This is a genomic window from Roseofilum acuticapitatum BLCC-M154, assembly GCF_030068475.1.
Taxonomy (GTDB): domain Bacteria; phylum Cyanobacteriota; class Cyanobacteriia; order Cyanobacteriales; family Desertifilaceae; genus Roseofilum; species Roseofilum acuticapitatum.
Map to the genome: position 1 here is coordinate 15,419 of NZ_JAQOSP010000148.1, position 16,957 is coordinate 32,375.

At 43.5% G+C, this 16,957-nt stretch carries 11 protein-coding genes; 3 read left to right on the plus strand and 8 right to left on the minus strand.

The window, feature by feature from the left end:
* Positions 1–174 precede the first annotated feature (174 nt).
* Complete coding sequence (locus tag PMG71_RS22895) at positions 175–966, plus strand: DUF6816 family protein (protein WP_283756052.1); 792 nt, start codon at positions 175–177, stop codon at positions 964–966.
* On the opposite strand, the gene PMG71_RS22900 is transcribed toward PMG71_RS22895, so the two are convergent.
* Positions 911–2,203: a beta-ketoacyl synthase N-terminal-like domain-containing protein gene (locus tag PMG71_RS22900; RefSeq protein WP_283756053.1), complete on the minus strand. Its 1,293-nt coding sequence runs from the start codon at positions 2,201–2,203 to the stop codon at positions 911–913. The genes PMG71_RS22895 and PMG71_RS22900 overlap by 56 nt on opposite strands.
* A gap of 106 nt (positions 2,204–2,309) precedes the next feature.
* The gene (locus PMG71_RS22905) at positions 2,310–2,555 is read right to left on the minus strand and encodes an acyl carrier protein (protein ID WP_283756054.1); all 246 of its coding nucleotides are present in this window, start codon (positions 2,553–2,555) and stop codon (positions 2,310–2,312) included.
* 365 nt (positions 2,556–2,920) lie between these two features.
* Between PMG71_RS22905 and PMG71_RS22910 the strand changes: the two genes are divergently transcribed.
* The gene (locus PMG71_RS22910; protein WP_283756055.1) at positions 2,921–4,057 is read left to right on the plus strand and encodes a glycosyltransferase family 4 protein; all 1,137 of its coding nucleotides are present in this window, start codon (positions 2,921–2,923) and stop codon (positions 4,055–4,057) included.
* 123 nt (positions 4,058–4,180) lie between these two features.
* Here the strand turns inward: PMG71_RS22910 and PMG71_RS22915 are convergent, their stop codons facing one another.
* From PMG71_RS22915 to PMG71_RS22940, 6 genes are all read right to left on the minus strand, one after another.
* Positions 4,181–5,314 (minus strand): LamG-like jellyroll fold domain-containing protein, encoded by a 1,134-nt coding sequence (locus PMG71_RS22915; protein ID WP_283756056.1) that lies wholly within the window; start codon positions 5,312–5,314, stop codon positions 4,181–4,183.
* A gap of 83 nt (positions 5,315–5,397) precedes the next feature.
* Positions 5,398–11,148, minus strand: a complete 5,751-nt coding sequence (locus PMG71_RS22920; protein ID WP_283756057.1) for a LamG-like jellyroll fold domain-containing protein — start codon at positions 11,146–11,148, stop codon at positions 5,398–5,400.
* A gap of 80 nt (positions 11,149–11,228) precedes the next feature.
* Positions 11,229–13,019, minus strand: coding sequence for an ABC1 kinase family protein (locus PMG71_RS22925; RefSeq protein WP_283756058.1), 1,791 nt, complete (start codon positions 13,017–13,019; stop codon positions 11,229–11,231).
* Between the two features lie 152 nt (positions 13,020–13,171).
* Positions 13,172–13,363: a DUF6200 domain-containing protein gene (locus PMG71_RS22930; RefSeq protein ID WP_283756059.1), complete on the minus strand. Its 192-nt coding sequence runs from the start codon at positions 13,361–13,363 to the stop codon at positions 13,172–13,174.
* 188 nt (positions 13,364–13,551) lie between these two features.
* Positions 13,552–13,833, minus strand: a complete 282-nt coding sequence (locus PMG71_RS22935; RefSeq protein ID WP_283756060.1) for a DUF6312 domain-containing protein — start codon at positions 13,831–13,833, stop codon at positions 13,552–13,554.
* A gap of 242 nt (positions 13,834–14,075) precedes the next feature.
* Positions 14,076–15,689, minus strand: coding sequence for a lipase family protein (locus PMG71_RS22940; protein ID WP_283756061.1), 1,614 nt, complete (start codon positions 15,687–15,689; stop codon positions 14,076–14,078).
* A gap of 231 nt (positions 15,690–15,920) precedes the next feature.
* Between PMG71_RS22940 and PMG71_RS22945 the strand changes: the two genes are divergently transcribed.
* Positions 15,921–16,892: a hypothetical protein gene (locus tag PMG71_RS22945; RefSeq protein ID WP_283756062.1), complete on the plus strand. Its 972-nt coding sequence runs from the start codon at positions 15,921–15,923 to the stop codon at positions 16,890–16,892.
* Positions 16,893–16,957: the final 65 nt, after the last annotated feature.

Sequence of the window (16,957 nt, forward strand, 5' to 3'; positions counted from 1 at the left end):
ATTTCGACTAAGGTTAAAAATTGCCGGACTTGATAGGGTTTGGCACCTCCTTAGGATATATTATACTAATTTGAAGTTCACTTATTAGGCGTTTGGTATCTAGGTCGATGAAGCTCAGAATAAGACTGGGGCGCAGATGAAGATGGTGTTAACTCGATTGGAATTGCGATCGCTATGAAACGGCTCTTTAGGGGGATCGTGATCGCCCTGTGTCTGTGGGTGGCGATCGCCACTCCGGTTTGGGCTGGCCCATTGGGCGATCGCCTCCAGCAGTTTCCCCAGTGGGACAGTAAACCTCCCGTGGTGGCGGCTACAGGGGATTTAGTCTATCCCGACTGGATGGAAGGCACTTGGCGAGTCACCAGTACCTTAGAAGAAATGGTAGCTCCCTTAGCGCCGGATTTGGTCACTCCTGGTTTTGAAGGCAATCGACAATATTTACATCAACCCATAGACTTTGAAGTGCGCTTTCAACCCGCGAGTGAGTGGGTATTGCCGTTCCAGGGTGAGGGTTGGTCTTGGGGAAACGCTTTGGATCAGATTTTTAACCCCATTGTGGCGGATCGGGAGTTTAATGGCTCCCATATTGCCAGTGCTTATTTAGGGGAGGGGGTGTTGCGATCGGTTAAAGTCGATCCAGACAATCCCAATCGGCAGATTATTCGCTTGAATTCCGATCGCCAACTGATCTCCATTGTCACCGGACGAGAGACGGAAACCCCCAGTGAGGATGAGTTTATCAGTACAGAAGTCGCTCAACAGGTGTTTCGCAGTCAAGGGCAGATTTATCTCAATGAGGTGGAAACCACGACGGCTTACCATCGTTTGACCGAGACTGGGGAAATTGAAGCCGAGCAAATTACTGCTATTTATCTGTCTCCCCAAGATCCGGACTATTTCCGCGCCCTCTCTACACCGGTGGGGTTATACCGGTATCAGTTGCGGTTGTTCCCTGTGGAGGAGTGAGAGGTTTTCCAAATGCGATCGCCGCATTCATACCCCCAAAGGCAAAACTATTACTGATTGCATACTCAATTTTTGCCGGTATAGAAGCCTCGGTAACCCACCTTAAATCCGGGTCAATGGGATGAATGAGATTGTCGGTTCCATGGCAGCGCTGTGCTTTCAGTTGCAGCAAAGTGGCGATCGCCTCCACCACCCCTGCACCGGTTAAACAATGTCCGGTTAACGATTTGGTGGAATTAACTAAACAGTGGGATAACCCCACACCTTTCAATGCTGCTGCCTCTGTTCGATCGCCAAGGGGAGAGCTAGTTCCATGGGTATTTACATAATCGATCTGTTCGGGTTGCAAATTCGACATTTTTAACGCTGTCTGCATCGCCTGTTCTTCTCCTGCTTGCGAAGGCTCAGGAGAACGATTGCCATCTAAGGCTAATCCCCATCCTAGGAGGGTTCCATGGATATCAACCTCCCTGAGATTGGCTCGCTCTAGGACTAAAACTCCGCAACCTTCTCCATAAATAAAACCATCATGATCTCGGTCAAAAGGGCGACAAGCTAAATCGGGCCGATCCTTAAAGCGATCGCTGCCCATCGCTCCCAAATTTCTCAACCCCTGACATTCCCAAGCAGAACAATCAAACAGCGCTCCCACGGCAATACTGACATCCGCTTCCCCCGTGAGAATCTGACGCGCTGCATGGATAATGGCTAATGCTCCACTGGCTGAAGCTGCTCCTACGGTATAGCCTTCACCTCGGATCTGAAAACACTGGGACAAAATGCCCACCATATCCGTATCCCAAACGGTTAAGCCATAAGTAGGGCGCATGAATTGGGGTTTAGATTGATACTTTTGCCAGAGTTGCTGTTGCGATCGCTGTTGAAAATTAGAGCCACCCACCACCAGAGCAATGCGTTGGGGGTCGATCGCTCCGGAAGCGATCGCCGTATCTAATTGAGCATCCTCCCAAGCTTGGGATGTGGCCAACGTTGCCACCTGGGAACTCCAACTTGCGGTTCGCAACAGTCCCCGATACTCAGGAAGTGCAGACTGGATATCTATATCAGGCAATTCCGCGCCCAAAAACGGCTCCGCTCCTTCCCTACCAGGACGTTTCAGATACCCAAACGCCGTTTTCTGTGCCCATAGGGACTCTTTGAAATCGGGAAGGTTTTGGGCGATCGCTGTTATAATCCCCATTCCAGTAACATTAATCTGAGTTGGTAACTGCACCATTACTGAGTTCCTAGACCACCAGCTTTAGATTTTGACCTCCTGCGAATATCTCACTCGCTATAATTCAACAGCCAGCAAGATACTCCCCCTATCTCTATTGCTAGTGCTATACCTCCAATTTCGACACAAATATATCAGCCAGTTCGCCAATATTATTAGCGCCAGCCAACTCTATACGGGGAACATTTAACGATAAATCCTCCATCACCATCATGATAATTTCCGCCCGATTCACCGAATCAATCCCTAAATTTTTCAGGCTATCCGTTGGCTTTAGGGGCACTTCTTCCAATTCTGGAGCCACTTCGCGAGTATACTTTTTAATCAAGTTCAGAATTTTGTTTTTATCCATAATTTTATCTTAAAGTTTAACCTCGTAGGATAATCATATCACTTAGTGTCCTTGATATAACAGTTGTATTTTTTGTTAAGGGTAACCAGAATGGATACGGAGCTAAAATGACATCCCATAATACCATTAGTAATCTAGCGACCGCATATCAGTTGTGGTCGATGAACCAGAGTTGATATTCTTTCTTGATTGATTGTAATTTTAAGTGTACCATCTTAATTATCAAAGATAATCTTAAGACACACAAGGTTAAACCCTTTCTACCTTGCTTGTTTCTATACTTTGACTTTTTCCATAGATGGGTATTTGATGGAAGGCTAAATTCAAAGAAAAACCTATCATAAACAGTAGGATTTGGCAAGATCATGAAAATTGTATTGGTTTGTACAGAAAAGTTGCCTGTACCTTGTGTTCGTGGGGGTGCGATTCAAACCTATATTGATGGCATTTTACCTTACTTAAGTAAAGAACACGACGTTACAGTTTTCTCAGTAACCGATCCGAATTTGCAAGACCAAGAAATTCGTAATGGTATTCGGTATCAACGAGCAACACCAGGAAATTCTGATGCTTATTATCAAGAAGTCGCTAATTTTGTAGCCCAAGAATCTTTTGATTGGGTTATTTTCTATAACCGACCTAAATATTTACCCATGGTGGCTGATGCCGCGCCCCACAGTCGTTTTCTTCTGAGTATGCATAATGAGATGTTTCATGCTAAGAAAATTACTCCTGAACTGGCTCATCGCTGTCTAGATCGGGTGGATGGTGTGGTTACCGTGAGCCAGTTTATTGCTGATGGAATCGCGGATTTATTTCCAGGCTATGAGCATAAACTCAAACCTGTTTATGCGGGAGTCGATCTAGAACGCTTTCAGCCTCGATGGGCATCAGGCGTACAAGAACGTCGAGCAAGCTTATTAGCCCAACAGGGTTTAGAAGACCGAAAAGTGGTTCTTTATGTTGGGCGTTTGACGGACAAAAAAGGGCCCCATATTTTACTCAGTGCTTTTCCTGATGTTCTGAAACAGCATCCTTCGGCTATTCTATTATTGGTGGGTAGTAAGTGGTACGGAAAAAATGAAGAAAATGAATATGTTCTTACTCTGAAGAAACAAGCACAAAAATTAGGGGATGCGGTACGTTTAACGGGCTTTATTTCACCCGATCGAATTCAAGATTATTTTCTGTTAGGTGATATTTTTGTTTGTGCTTCTCAGTGGCAAGAACCTTTAGCTCGTGTTCATTATGAAGCTATGGCTACTGGGTTATGTATTCTGACCACAGTCCGGGGAGGAAATGCAGAAGTGATTATTCCTGAAAAAAATGGCTTACTCATTAGAGATTATGAAAATCCAACCGCATTTGCCCAACCCATGAATTATCTTTTATCTAATCTCGATTTAGCGGAAGATATGGGACGAAATGGCCGACACTTAAGTGAGATGAACTATAGTTGGTCTCGCGTGGCTTCAGATATTTTAAGTATTTTAGAGCGCTAGTGTTATGGGTTGAACGGCAGTGAAACCCAACCTACGGTTTGAAACTGGCAAAGTTAGTAGGGGTGAAAAATATGCAAGCCCCTACAGATACTGCCATTGTTTTTTATCGGTTGGACGAAACAGCTATATCTTGGAGAGAGCTTTTCCCCAATTTCTATACCAATCCTGAAGCCAACCGTTTTTCTTCTTGCGGTTCTTTTTACGTTTCTTGTTTTTATCCTTGGTTTTGCTTGATTTTTCATAGAGAAAATCGGGTTTACCTCCAAATTTGTCTTTGCTGCGTAAAAGAATAATTCTGTCTATGCCTTTGGGGACTTTAATCTTGGTTTGTCGTTGACTTTTGGATTTAGATTTCTTGGGTTTGGCTTGAGATGAAGAGGTGGGAACAAAGGGGAGTTGGGAGGAGGGGGAGAGTTTCCAGGTTGCTCCATAAATTTGACCAGGGTTGCTGCTATTGGAGGTGCGATCGCCTCCTAAGTCTCCCGATCCATCATTGAGGGGCCAGTATCCCACTAACCCTGGTTCATCTCCAGCTAGACGGTGAAACCGATGCTTGCGGATCTCTTTAGAGGTTCGTACTGCACTCCAGAGACGCACTTCACTCATTTCTCCGTGCAATCGAGTTTGGCCAAATAAGCGCCCCATTTGCAAGGGAACCTCTGTGTTGGGATAAAGTTGTTCCGATAGGGGTTGACTCCCTTGAGACTTTCCATCGAGGTAGAGGATAGCTTGTTGATTGTCAATAACTAAGGCTAGATGATGATAGTGGCGATCGCTTAAATTAATCGTAGGCTCCCAAACTACAGGCTCTTTAGCAAACAGAAATCTAATTTGTTCTTGATGACTCTTCAGTTTCAGGTAGAGCAATCCATAGCTATAATTATACTGTCGCGAACCTCGACCTACGATATAGTATCGAGTACCGGGTTTGACTTCCCTGAGCTTGATCCAGACTTCAATTGTGAGAGCTTGGCTTAAATTAAAACACTCTGCAATGCCACAATCAACATAATCATCTTTACCATCAAATTCTAAGACCGCTTCCTCCAAATCCTGAACAGTTTCAACTAACTTCGGACTCTTCTCTTCTGAAGAGAGGGCTTCCTTTAAGGGTTGAACGATGTGAAAGGAACGGACTCCAGGTAATTGATGACCATTGTTTATTTGAATCTCATCATTGCCTTGAAGAGCGCTCTCCTTTTCTAGATCGTGCTTAATAAGATTGGGGTTGGGGTTGGCAGAAAGGTTCTCAGTCATAATTGATGAAGTTTATGGTTAGCACTAACCCCTGTAGTCTTGGGTCACCTAGGCTACAGGGGAGAATGAGAATTACAAGGATTTTAGAACAACTTGGATACGCTCTTGCTATAATTTTTGACAAAATCCTTGAGCCAACCATCCTTTTTCTTGCGATTAGAACGCTTGTGACGTTCAACATAAGTATGAGTTGCTTCATCCTGACGCTTCGCCAGTTCCCTTACATACTTCTCGTAGGGAGAGAGGAATTTCGAGTGCTTTTTCCGTTTCTTCTTCCCTTTCTTCTTCCCTTTCTTAGATTTAGAGGACTTGCCATAGAGGGTATCGGGTCGTCCACCAAAATCTTCATCACTCTTGAGAACTGTAATACTGGTTACAGACTTATCCAGAGGAACCCCTTTCTTGGAGGCAGATTCGGGTTCTTGGGGGATATCTGGTGAGGCATCAGTATCTTCATCAGCAACTGAGAGTTCTAAATCTGTCGTTTGCCAAGTTGCGCCATTGATTACGCCAGGTTGTGTATTACCGGTGCGATCGGCGATCGCATCTCCCTTGCCCTCATCCAAAGGCCAATAGGCAACTAACCCCGGTTCATCCCCGGTCAAACGGTAGTCTATCGCTTCTTGAATTTCATCAGCCGTTAATGCCCTATCCCAAATCCGAACATCACTCAGTTCACCCGCAAAATACTTATCACCATTGCGATTTCGACCCAAAACATAATCCTTAAACACAGTGTTCATCGCATCAATGGCTTTTGAATTTTGTGGTTCCCCATTCAGATAAGTTTGCACAGCCGTGCCATCATACGTCACCACCAGATGCTGCCATTCTTGATTCACCTTAGCAATGCGAACCTGAATATCATCGTGATAAAAGCGATAAAATCCGCCCATGGCATCAATCTGGCATGAAGCAGTCTCAGTTGGATCGTTCGAGCTACTGAGCAGGCCAGCATAGTTAGATTGCTTTTGGCTCGCTTTGGCCCACAGTTCCACAGAAAATGCCGAAGTTTCCCACTCAGCATTGGGGATGGCAACAGAGTCATCTATGCCATCAAACATCAGAGAAGCAGGGGATAGAGCCATTGTTGGCGCTGGAGAGAGTTGTAAACCGGAACTTTCCCAAGTGGCACCATTAATTGTACCGTCATGTCCCTGATTACTTCGGTCTGTTCCTGTTGTCCCTTGTCCTTCATTAAGTGGCCAATATCCCACTAATCCTGGCTCATTCCCCATTAAACGACAGTGCATGTCGTTTTGAATCTCTGCTGCTGTTCTGGCAGAGTCCCATACCCGTACTTCCGTAATGAAGCCTTGGAAACATTGACTGGCGTTACTAGCACTGCAACCAATATGAAAGGGGAGTTTCGTACTACCCATAGTGGATTGTCCTGAATAGATACCTGAATAGATATATTCAGTTCCATTTTTGTAGAACTTGATTTGTTTATCTGCACTGTAAACCACAGCGATATGTTGCCATTGGTTAATGTCTGCGTCTACAGGATTCCAAGCTCCTTGTCCATGGGAAACACGGAATTGACCGCCATTTGTGCCCACAAATCGATCCCAACCCCCATCATCGGTAGAGAAGATCATATCCCAATGGTTTATGTTGCGGGTTGGTTTAACCCAGGCTTCCCAGGTGGTGGCAGGTAAGGCACTGGGTTGAGTGTCTAGAGTGGTTGCAATGTAGTCGTTTTCTCCATCGAACATGAGGACAGATTGCTCAGAACTCGGTTCTTCTGCGGTAGTTTCTGGTTCTGAAGGTTCCTCCATCTCTTCAGCAGTATTTTCAGGCTCTGGAGCTGGAGTTAAGCTTAAATCTGAAGTCCCCCAAGTTCCACCATGAATCGTTCCTGCACTACCATTGCTCGTATTATCCTCTGCGGTCGTTCCCGTTCCTTCATTCAGAGGCCAATACCCAATCAACCCTTCTTCATCTCCAGCCAAGCGCTGGTTCATACTGGCTTTAATCTCCTCTGGAGTGCGGACTCGATTCCACATCCGCACTTCTGCCATTTCTCCTTTGAACAGATTGCCCAATGCATCTGCTTGTGAACCTAAACGCACGGGCAATTTCGTCACTGTTCCTACCCGACTAGGAGTAGCCGTATTATCGACCTCCCCATTGATATAGAGCTTGGCTCCATTCGCTTCATTTTTAAAAGTTACCGCCACATGCTGCCAAGTGCCTGTTGTTAAGGGAGTTTGACTTGTGAATGCAATTCCTTTGTTAATGAATCGCAGGTTTTGCGGGTAGGTATCAAAGGTAAAGCCTTCACTTTTACCACCAATATTTTTGTCTACAATCCGCTTACCTAAGACTTCCGGTTTAATCCAAGCTTCAATGGTGAAGTTGTCCGTTAGGTCTAGAGTTGGATTGGTGGGAATATCTACATAGTCATCGACCCCATCGAACGTGAGAATGGTTGTCTGTGTTGAGGGAGTTTCTGAAGGTTCTACCGTTGGCGCTGGAGAGAGGTCTAAACCGGAAGTTTCCCAAGTGGCTCCCTGAATTGTACCGTTATGATTGTTACCGCTCTTATCAGTTACGGTTGTTCCAGTTCCTTCATCTAAGGGCCAGTAGCTGACTAATCCCGGTTCCGTACCCGTTAAGCGAGTGGACATGGTGTCTTTAATTTCTGTCCCACTCAATTCCCGATCCCAGACTCGCACATCACTCAGGCTGCCATGGTAAAATCCATAGCCACTGCCTAATTTAACTTCTCCGGCTTTGGGAATGGAGAGGGTTTTGTTACTCCCTTCACACCAGGAGTCTCCATTGAGATAGATGGCCATTTTTCCGGTGTTTGCATTGAGAGTGAATGCCCAATTAGTCCATTTATCCTTGAAATCAGTTGCTTGTGCTGCTTTGTTAATCCGATTGTATGTATTGCCATCGGAACCACAATCAAAGTAAATGTTGCTATTTGACCAAGGTAAATGGATGTTGACTGTATATACAATTTTGCCCTTTGAGGGGTCAAAGTTTGGAGTGGGATAGGCAAAGAAGACGGAGCATTGTTTGGGGAGGGAAGAGCCTCCTTTAGCCCAGAAACTAATGGTGATTTCTTTGCCTTCAGGGATACTCTCGATGGGTAAGCTGACATAATCATCGACTCCATCGAACATGAGGGCTGATGGTTCAGAAGGTGTTTCCTCTTGAATTGGAGTAGGTTGCATCAAGTCGAGATTTTCTTCTGTCCAAGTGGCTCCATTAATTGTGCCATCATGTCCATGATTACTTTGGTCTGTTCCTGTTGTTCCATTACCCTCATTGAGCGGCCAATAGCCCACTAATCCCGGTTCATTTCCGGTCAAACGACGGTGCATGTCGTTTTGAATGTCGGCTGCTGTTCTGGCACTGTCCCAAACCCGCACTTCGGTAATGTAGCCTTGGAAATATTGATCTCCAATTCCGGCACTGCGACCGATATGAAGGGGCAGCTTGGTGCTACCGATGGATGATTGTCCTGAATAAACGTATTCGGTTCCATTTTTGTAGAACTTGATTTGTTTATCGGCACTGTAGACTACGGCGATATGTTGCCATTGGTTGATGTCAGCGTTTACAGGATTCCAAGCTTCTTTGCCGTGGGAAACGCGGAATTGACCGCCATTTACACCCACAAATCGATCCCAACCCCCATCATCGGTGGAGAGGATCATATCCCAGTGGTTGATGTTGCGGGTGGGTTTAACCCAGGCTTCCCAAGTGGTTGCGGGTAGGGCGCTTGGTTGTGCGTCTAGAGTGGTGGCAATATGGTCATCTTCTCCATCAAACATGAGCGATGAGAGATCAGATGCCTGTTCGGTTTCTGCTTCTGTTGATTCTTTTGAGCTGCTCTTTTGGGAAGTCAGGGGTAACTCTGAGGTTGTCCAAGTGGCTCCATGAATTGTGCCTTCATGATCCTGAGTCGTTTGGTCTTTGACTGTTCTACCTTCTCCTTCATTCAGGGGGAAGTAGGCTACTAATCCTGGCTCATCTCCTACCAGGCGATCGCCCATTGCCCCTTGAATCTCCTCGGCTGTTCGCGCTCTATCCCAAATTCGGACTTCACTGAGTTGACCCGCAAAATAAGTATTATTACTACGGTTTCTACCCAGCTTATACAGCTTAAACACGGTTGACATAGAATCAATCGCTTTTGTATTTTGCTCTTCCCCATTCAGATAGGTTTTTACCGTTGCTCCATCATAAGTAACCGCCAGATGTTGCCATTCTTGCTCTAGCTTGCCAATTTGAACTTGAACACTATGCAGCAACCGGTAATATCCTCCCCCCACATCAATTTGGAATGAACCCCTCTGTGTATTATTAGCGTTACTGATTACACTGGCATAACCGGGTTGTGCTTTACTGGCTTTAGCCCACAGTTCTACAGAAAAAGCTGAGGCTTCCCACTCAGAAATGGGAATTTGAACATAGTTATTTCTGCCATTGAACATGAGGACAGATTGCTCTGAAGTCTGTTCAGTTTCAGGAGCAGAAGGTTGTATGAAATCGATATTTTCCTGTGTCCAGGTTGCTCCATTAAGGGTTCCGGGGTTGCCTTTGCCGGTTTTATCTTCTGCGCTTGTGCCACTTTCTTGATCTAATGGCCAGTAAGCGACTAATCCCGGTTCATCTCCCTTGAGTCTTTGGTGCATCGATTCTTGGATCTCTTCTGGGGAGCGGGCCTTATCCCAGAGACGCACTTCGGCGATTTTGCCGTTGAAGAAAAAGCCCGGATTGCCTTCGGTTATTCCTGCGCCAATCCGCAGAGGATGTTGGCTGTTAATCAGAATTTTGGATTGGACAGGTTTTCCTGAGAGTTCTCCGTTGATGTAGAGTTTCATGGTGCTGCCGTCGTAGGTGGCGGCTACATGAGTCCAGGTGTTTAGCTCTACGTTTGCACCATGCAGGCCAACCCATTTCCCATTTCCTGTCCAAAATTGCCATTTGTTGTTGTTTCCAGCATAGAGGAGATATCCGCCTAATGCTGTGCTGCCTTTTGCCGTGCGACAGGTTACGGGCGATCGCCATTGTCCTTGTCCTCCTTCCACTTTTGCCCAACAGGATAGGGTAAATTGAGCGGGGTTGAGTTCTGGTTTGTAGGGAACTTCGATATATTGGTTGCTGCCATTAAAACTGGCGACAGATTGAGGAATTTGTCGATCAGTCGGTGCTGGGGTGATAAACTCAAGATTTTCCTGTGTCCAAGTGGCTCCATAAATTGTCCCTTGGTTACCATTACTGGTTTTATCTCCTGCTGTCGTTCCACTGCCTTCATCCAGGGGCCAATAGGCAACCAGTCCAGGTTCATGCCCGTTAAGGCGTTGACCCATACAATTTTTGATTTCTTCTGGCGATCGCACCTGATTCCAAACTCGAATATCAGCCATTTGACCCTTAAAATGACGGCCGTTAGCTTCATCTAACGTCCGAGCTACATACAACGGAGTCTTATGAACAACCAAGGCTCCTCCTGTAGGGCCCTCAGCTTGCAAATCTCCATTAATATAAGTTTTAGCTGTTGTGCCATCATTGGTAATGGCCAAATGATTCCACTGATCCCATTTTAGAGAACCATTAGGGGTATTGGGTGGGCCAGCATTAGTGCTTTGACCCACATGGAAACGGTGGTGTACATATCCAGCATTATGAATCCAGATATGGTAATTTCGACCCGGTTTACCTATAATCCCTTTCCACTCTTCGTTGGGTTGTCCATTCGGTTTAATCCATATTTCTACGGTATAGGATGAAACTTGTAAGCTGGGACTGTCACCAACAGTCATATAATCATCTGCGCCATCGAAAGTTAGTACATATTGTAAGTTGCTCATAAGGGTTCATTTCCTCTATATTTTAGGTTCAATAAATGGGATGACTTGGACTGGGGTTGTATGGTAACGGTTCTATCATTCTATAATAATCTCTCTCCATAATCTTTACGCTCCAAAATAGTTGCCACAGAAGTAAACATCCTAGCTGCTAACAAAATTCCGATCAGAATAAAAATCCACAACAAGTAGGGCAAAATTGGGATATGGCTAACCACCTCATTCACGACTTGAGTGTGAATATTTTTGATCCATTGGAAGTGCTTTTGATACAAAAAAGTATACAGGACGATTACTGAACTTCCCAATAATATCGAAGAAAAAGTTCGCATTATAACACCTAGAGCCAGAGCAAATGAGTTCCCTGTTATTTCAAAAGCATGGGTTCGTTGTCGGAGTTGAGGAAGAATGATTTGATTGTATTCATCAATAGTCTGAAAGAATTGATTAATTGATGCTCTAACGTTATCTGGCTCTAGGCTTCTTTTTAAGGCACGACGATCCGATTGTTTATTATACTTTTTAATAATTTTCAATGTATCAAAATCTTCAATTAGGTATTGCATCGAGCCATCTAGCGTTAGAAGCGATCGCGTAATTTTCAGGAATGACCAGTTACTGGGAATACGGTATTTAATCGCTACCTTTACAATTTCAGAAGTTCCTCCTCCTAAAGACTTTTCTTTATAGCTTATTCCTTTCAGTCTTGACTTTGCTGCCCATTCTTCTGTAGCTTTTGCCATTTCTGCCCTCACTCTTGGCATATTCGCTTTCGGAATATCTAGTCCCATGCGAATATTGTAATCAGATGCTTTAGCAAAATCGTTTTCTTCTAAGGCTTTAACATAATTCAAGTAATAGAGTCTTAAATCACTATCTAAAGAACCCACACTCCCCATGTCAATTAATGCCAACTTATTCTCCCGCAGCAAAATGATATTCCCAGGATGCAAGTCACCATGATATAGGTTATCTTCAAAGATTTGTCGGTATAAGGATAAATAGAGTTTTTCCCCTATAATTTCGCGATCGACTTTGTTTTCTTCTTCCCATTGGCGAAATCTTGCTGGGTCTGTTTGATAAACTTTAATATAGTCAGCCATGAGTACACCCGGAATATATTCCATGACCAAAACTTTAGACCGAGTATATTGATCGTAAATTTTAGGAACCTCTATTTTATGCTCTTTCAGAGTTTTTTTCATCCGACGAGCATTGGAGGCTTCATAACGATAGTCCAACTCTTCATTCAGAACTTTCTCCAATTCCGCAACCGCTTCATCTAAAAGAAGAAAACTCCCTAGATCGGTTTTTGAATATAGACCAGCGATAATTTTAATCAAACCCAGATCCCGCCTAAAGGATTCATCTAAGCCAGGACGCTGAACCTTAACGACAACAGGAGTTTTTTTACTGCGTAAAACAGCAGTGTGAATTTGGGCAATAGAAGCAGCAGCTATGGGTTCTGGATCAAAATCGTCAAAAATTTGCTCTAGGGGAACTCCTAACTCGGATTCAATGGTAGAGCGGACAATTGACATGGGAAAACCCACCGCTTCAAACTGGAGACGAGTCAATTCATCACAGATTTCTTCCGGGAACAGATCGCTACGGAGTGCTAAGAGTTGACCTGTTTTTACCCAAAAGCCACCTAAATCTTCAAATATTTCCCGTAACTGTTCTGCTGTTTTCTGTATATCTGATTTACCAGCTCTCTTTCGCAACTGTACTTGTAGGAAAAAAAATACAAATTTTTTAATGATGTAAAAAAGAGAAACACTACGGGACTCTAGTTGCTCCAGGTCTAGAACTTTTACTTTTTCTCGACTTTTACCTGTAATGAGTGGTGTGGGGATATCTTTTTTGTTAACCATCCTTAAGAAGAGAGTAACTGTTTAAAAACGGAAACAAATCCATCCGACAAACAGAATACCATGGTTTTCGGATGGATTGAATACTTTTTGCGAGGATTCCCACAAATCTTTGCGCTCAAACCTCTCTTAAGGTTCTAAAACAAACCTCCTCATCATTTCTTTTTGACTACCACAACAATCGGCTGGGCATTTTCCCCAACATTGCCGGAATCTTTGAGTTGCTCAATGACTTTAGCAATCTTCCTGAACAGTTTTCCTTCGCCATAGCGGAGATCCTTAATATCATCAGCATCGGCAGATCCCATTTCAAGGATAATGGTATTTGCTTCTTGTTTAAGTGCCATAGTGTTTTCTTTTTTTGTCTATAAAATGGTGAAATCGACTGATCTGTTACTATCTATTTTTGTCCTAATCTCGGTTACTGAGACGACTGCCTAACCGAGATTAGGCTCATGACTCAAGCTATTTTTGGCAGAAAACTGGTATCACTAGATACTTTTATGAAATCATAATGACACAGTGCCAAAAAACTCTAAAACTTCATCAGCTTAGACATCGCCTTGCTGTAATTTTTGGGTAAATCCATAAGCCAACCATCCTTTTTCTTGCTGTTGGATTTCTCATGGGCATCTCTGTATATTTTTGAAGCTTCATCCAACCGCTTTGCTGCTTTGAAAGCCACTTTTTCCACAGGTTTCAAAGCTGCCTGTTGCTTTTTCATTTTCTTCTTTTCCTTCCCTACTAGGGTTTCAGGAACGCCACCAAAGTCTTCATCACTTTGAAGGACAACTACTTTTTTGGGTTCACTAGCCATGATTTTTGACTCCTGTCAATACAATAGAGTTTTTAAGGTTTGTAAAACCTGCTGTCACACAGCGATTATAACACATTTTTTGAAATTTGAACATCTTGTGATACCATTTCTCTATGAAGTTGCACAAAATAAGGCATCAACCCAGTAGTCCTATCCAGTTATTGAGGCGATCATTACCTCATCAAAGTCATCAAGGACTTGTCTTGTGAAAACCTTTCTCCACTGGATAATATCTACATTGATTAATCTTTCTTCTTCTGAACCAGGAAGATAACAGGTTGGGCATTCTTACTAACATGTCCTGATTGTTTGAGGCGTTCCATAATGCCTGACATTCCTTTCAGAAGTTTTCCTTCTCCACGCAATAGATCATCAACATCGTCTTTCTTTGCACTACCATAGTTGACGATTACGGTGTTTTCAGTTTGAATTTTAGTCTCTTCTTCTTCAAGTTGAGCAGCAACTTGAGCCGTAAGTTCTTCTCTCCTACGGTCTACTTCAGTATAACCATAGTATTCACTGTAGCGCACGGTATGATGATATAATAATTGTAAGACATAATTGACCAGGTTAAACATTTCCTCGCGGGAGAATAGCTGCTCCAATTGATCTGAAACTGGCATAAAAAACAGGTTAACCTCTATGCCAGTAAATTCAGTGATTGATTCACTTAATCGTTCTTTTAATGCATCTTCGGTATCTGTGTCATTCTCGATCAAATCAGCAAGAACTTCTTTAATATCATTAGCAAATGTTTTAGCCAGTGTGGTGAGATTACTCTCTAAATCATCACTCAAAAATGGCATAGCTTGAATTTGAAGCAGTACAGGGTAAGCCACCAACTCTGCACAGATATCCAAGACAACATTCTTGTCCAAGACAACATTCTTTAATAAGTTTTGAATTTGAAAGGAAGGGTTAAAGGTACTCGCAAAACCCGGTACTGAATGTTTGATCTGAGTGTAGTTCTGAGCCTGGCTAAATTGTTCTAGACGGTTCAATAATACTGAGATAGCAATGTTGGAGGGTAACTCAGGTTCATAGATGGCTGGAATCTTCCTCATGCTCTCGATTTCCCAGAGATTGGGAACTATGTCACTCTGGTTCCAAAGGCGGTCAGTTTTATCCCCCAGAGTCGCATCATAATAATTGGCAAACGCTTCATTGCCTGGAGAAAACCCAGCTAAAGCTACCACTTTTACTGTAGCTGTTTTCTTCTCATCCCATTCTGCTTGACGATCGACTAATAGTAAAGCCAGAGAGGGAGCCATGGCTCCTCCTAAACTATGACCAGCCACTGTGATTTCAACAGGCTTAGAAGCTTTGGTTGTTACTTCTTTAAGACAATCAAGTAGTAAGAGGTCTCCATCCCACATCTGGGTGGTCAAGTCTTTCAATGCTTTACACATACCAGCAGAAACAGCAGGTTGACCATTGTCTTGACTTATAGTTTCTCCACTCTTCCAAGGTTGACCCGCATTCCAGGGTGTAGCCTTTCCAACATTAACATTTTCCAATAAGATATTTTGTAGAGAAAATGGGCTAGTTCCTGCTATTGAAATCACATATTGGTCGATCTCTGTATTGTCTGTGTTCTTAGCGACATACATCGTATGGTCGTTCACATTAGAGGACGAGACTTTAGTATTGTTTTGATAAATAGCGCATCCCCAAGTTAACTCCCAAGTACCAATCAGCTTGCGGATCTGAGCATCAGCACAATATGTTTTTATGGCTTTGGTCGCAAATTTCTGTAGATATTCTTGAGGGCCAAAGTGGGCTTTGGGAATAGCAAGGCAGTAAGTAAACCAAATGTGGGAAAGGACTTTTTGTTGCCAATTGTACTGACCTGACATGGTTTTACCTCAATATTGGATTCCCATTGGAGAATAGCCGATTGCCGCTCTGGAGTCAAGGGGTTTTGAGAAAATCAGAAAATTGTAATTATTACTACTTTTTTCAAGAAAGAAACTGACATTAAGCCTTTGATTTCATGGATGAATATAGCATTTGAAACTATTGTTTGAGTAAAAACAACCAGTCTATGATAAAATTATTCTTTGAGAATTTATTTAGGGCAAGAGGATATGAATGAACTCTTGGGTTTTGATGATACTCCAGAAGGAGTAAAAGGCCAACTCTCTCTAAAAGTTGAGTTATTCACGGAGCTAAACCCGGAGATTCGGCGGGTGCTTCCTAATACTCCCCCAGAAAATTTATCGCAAACCTTATGGCAGTTTTGGTTACCTTTAGCACTGTGGTTAGGGGAATCTCAAAAACAGCTCAGGCGACCTCTGATTCAAGGGATTCTAGGGGGCCAGGGAACTGGAAAGACGACTTTAACTACTCTGTTAAAGCTGATCTTAGCAAAACTGGGCTATACATCGGCAAGTTTATCTTTAGATGATTTATATAAAACCTATGAAGACCGTCAAATTCTGAAAACCCAAGACCCCCGTTTCATTCGTCGAGGCCCTCCAGGGACTCATGATATTAACTTAGGAATTGATGTTTTAGAGCGTTGTCGTAACTCCGAGTACCCGGTAGAATTTCCTCGGTTTGACAAATCGGCTTATCGGGGAGAGGGCGATCGGACAGCTCCAGAAATCATTACCCATGCGGATATCATCTTCTTTGAAGGTTGGTTTGTCGGGGTGCAACCGATCGATCCAGCTCAGTTTAATTTTGCACCTTCTCCGATTGATTCTGAGGAAGATCGATTATTTGCCCAAGACATGAATCAACGTCTGCATGAATACTTGCCGCTTTGGGATTGTCTGGATCGATTAATCGTTTTATATCCCACAGATTACCGCCTATCTCAACAGTGGCGACTACAAGCCGAACAAGAAATGATAGCGACTGGAAAACCAGGCATGAATGAATCAGAAGTTGAAGAATTTGTTAACTACTTTTGGCGCAGTTTACATCCAGAACTATTTATTACTCCCCTGACTGAAAATCCCCAATTAACAGATCTCGTCATTGAGATTAATTCCGATCATTATCCGGGAAGAATTTCTAGCGCTACGTGCTGGTCTAGGGATCTCAGGCTTTAGTTTTGAGCATTTCTCACTTTTTGCATAAAAAAATACAGATATTGATCAGATCTGGCACTCTAATC

Bases quoted from the DNA above. Each gene is read 5' to 3' on its own strand.
- PMG71_RS22895 (WP_283756052.1), top strand. From the start codon at position 175: ATGAAACGGCTCTTTAGGGGGATCGTGATCGCCCTGTGTCTGTGGGTG.
- PMG71_RS22945 (WP_283756062.1), top strand. From the start codon at position 15,921: ATGAATGAACTCTTGGGTTTTGATGATACTCCAGAAGGAGTAAAAGGC.
- PMG71_RS22930 (WP_283756059.1), bottom strand. From the start codon at position 13,363: ATGGCACTTAAACAAGAAGCAAATACCATTATCCTTGAAATGGGATCT.
- PMG71_RS22910 (WP_283756055.1), top strand. From the start codon at position 2,921: ATGAAAATTGTATTGGTTTGTACAGAAAAGTTGCCTGTACCTTGTGTT.
- PMG71_RS22935 (WP_283756060.1), bottom strand. From the start codon at position 13,833: ATGGCTAGTGAACCCAAAAAAGTAGTTGTCCTTCAAAGTGATGAAGAC.
- PMG71_RS22920 (WP_283756057.1), bottom strand. From the start codon at position 11,148: ATGAGCAACTTACAATATGTACTAACTTTCGATGGCGCAGATGATTAT.
- PMG71_RS22900 (WP_283756053.1), bottom strand. From the start codon at position 2,203: ATGGTGCAGTTACCAACTCAGATTAATGTTACTGGAATGGGGATTATA.
- PMG71_RS22940 (WP_283756061.1), bottom strand. From the start codon at position 15,689: ATGTCAGGTCAGTACAATTGGCAACAAAAAGTCCTTTCCCACATTTGG.
- PMG71_RS22905 (WP_283756054.1), bottom strand. From the start codon at position 2,555: ATGGATAAAAACAAAATTCTGAACTTGATTAAAAAGTATACTCGCGAA.
- PMG71_RS22915 (WP_283756056.1), bottom strand. From the start codon at position 5,314: ATGACTGAGAACCTTTCTGCCAACCCCAACCCCAATCTTATTAAGCAC.
- PMG71_RS22925 (WP_283756058.1), bottom strand. From the start codon at position 13,019: ATGGTTAACAAAAAAGATATCCCCACACCACTCATTACAGGTAAAAGT.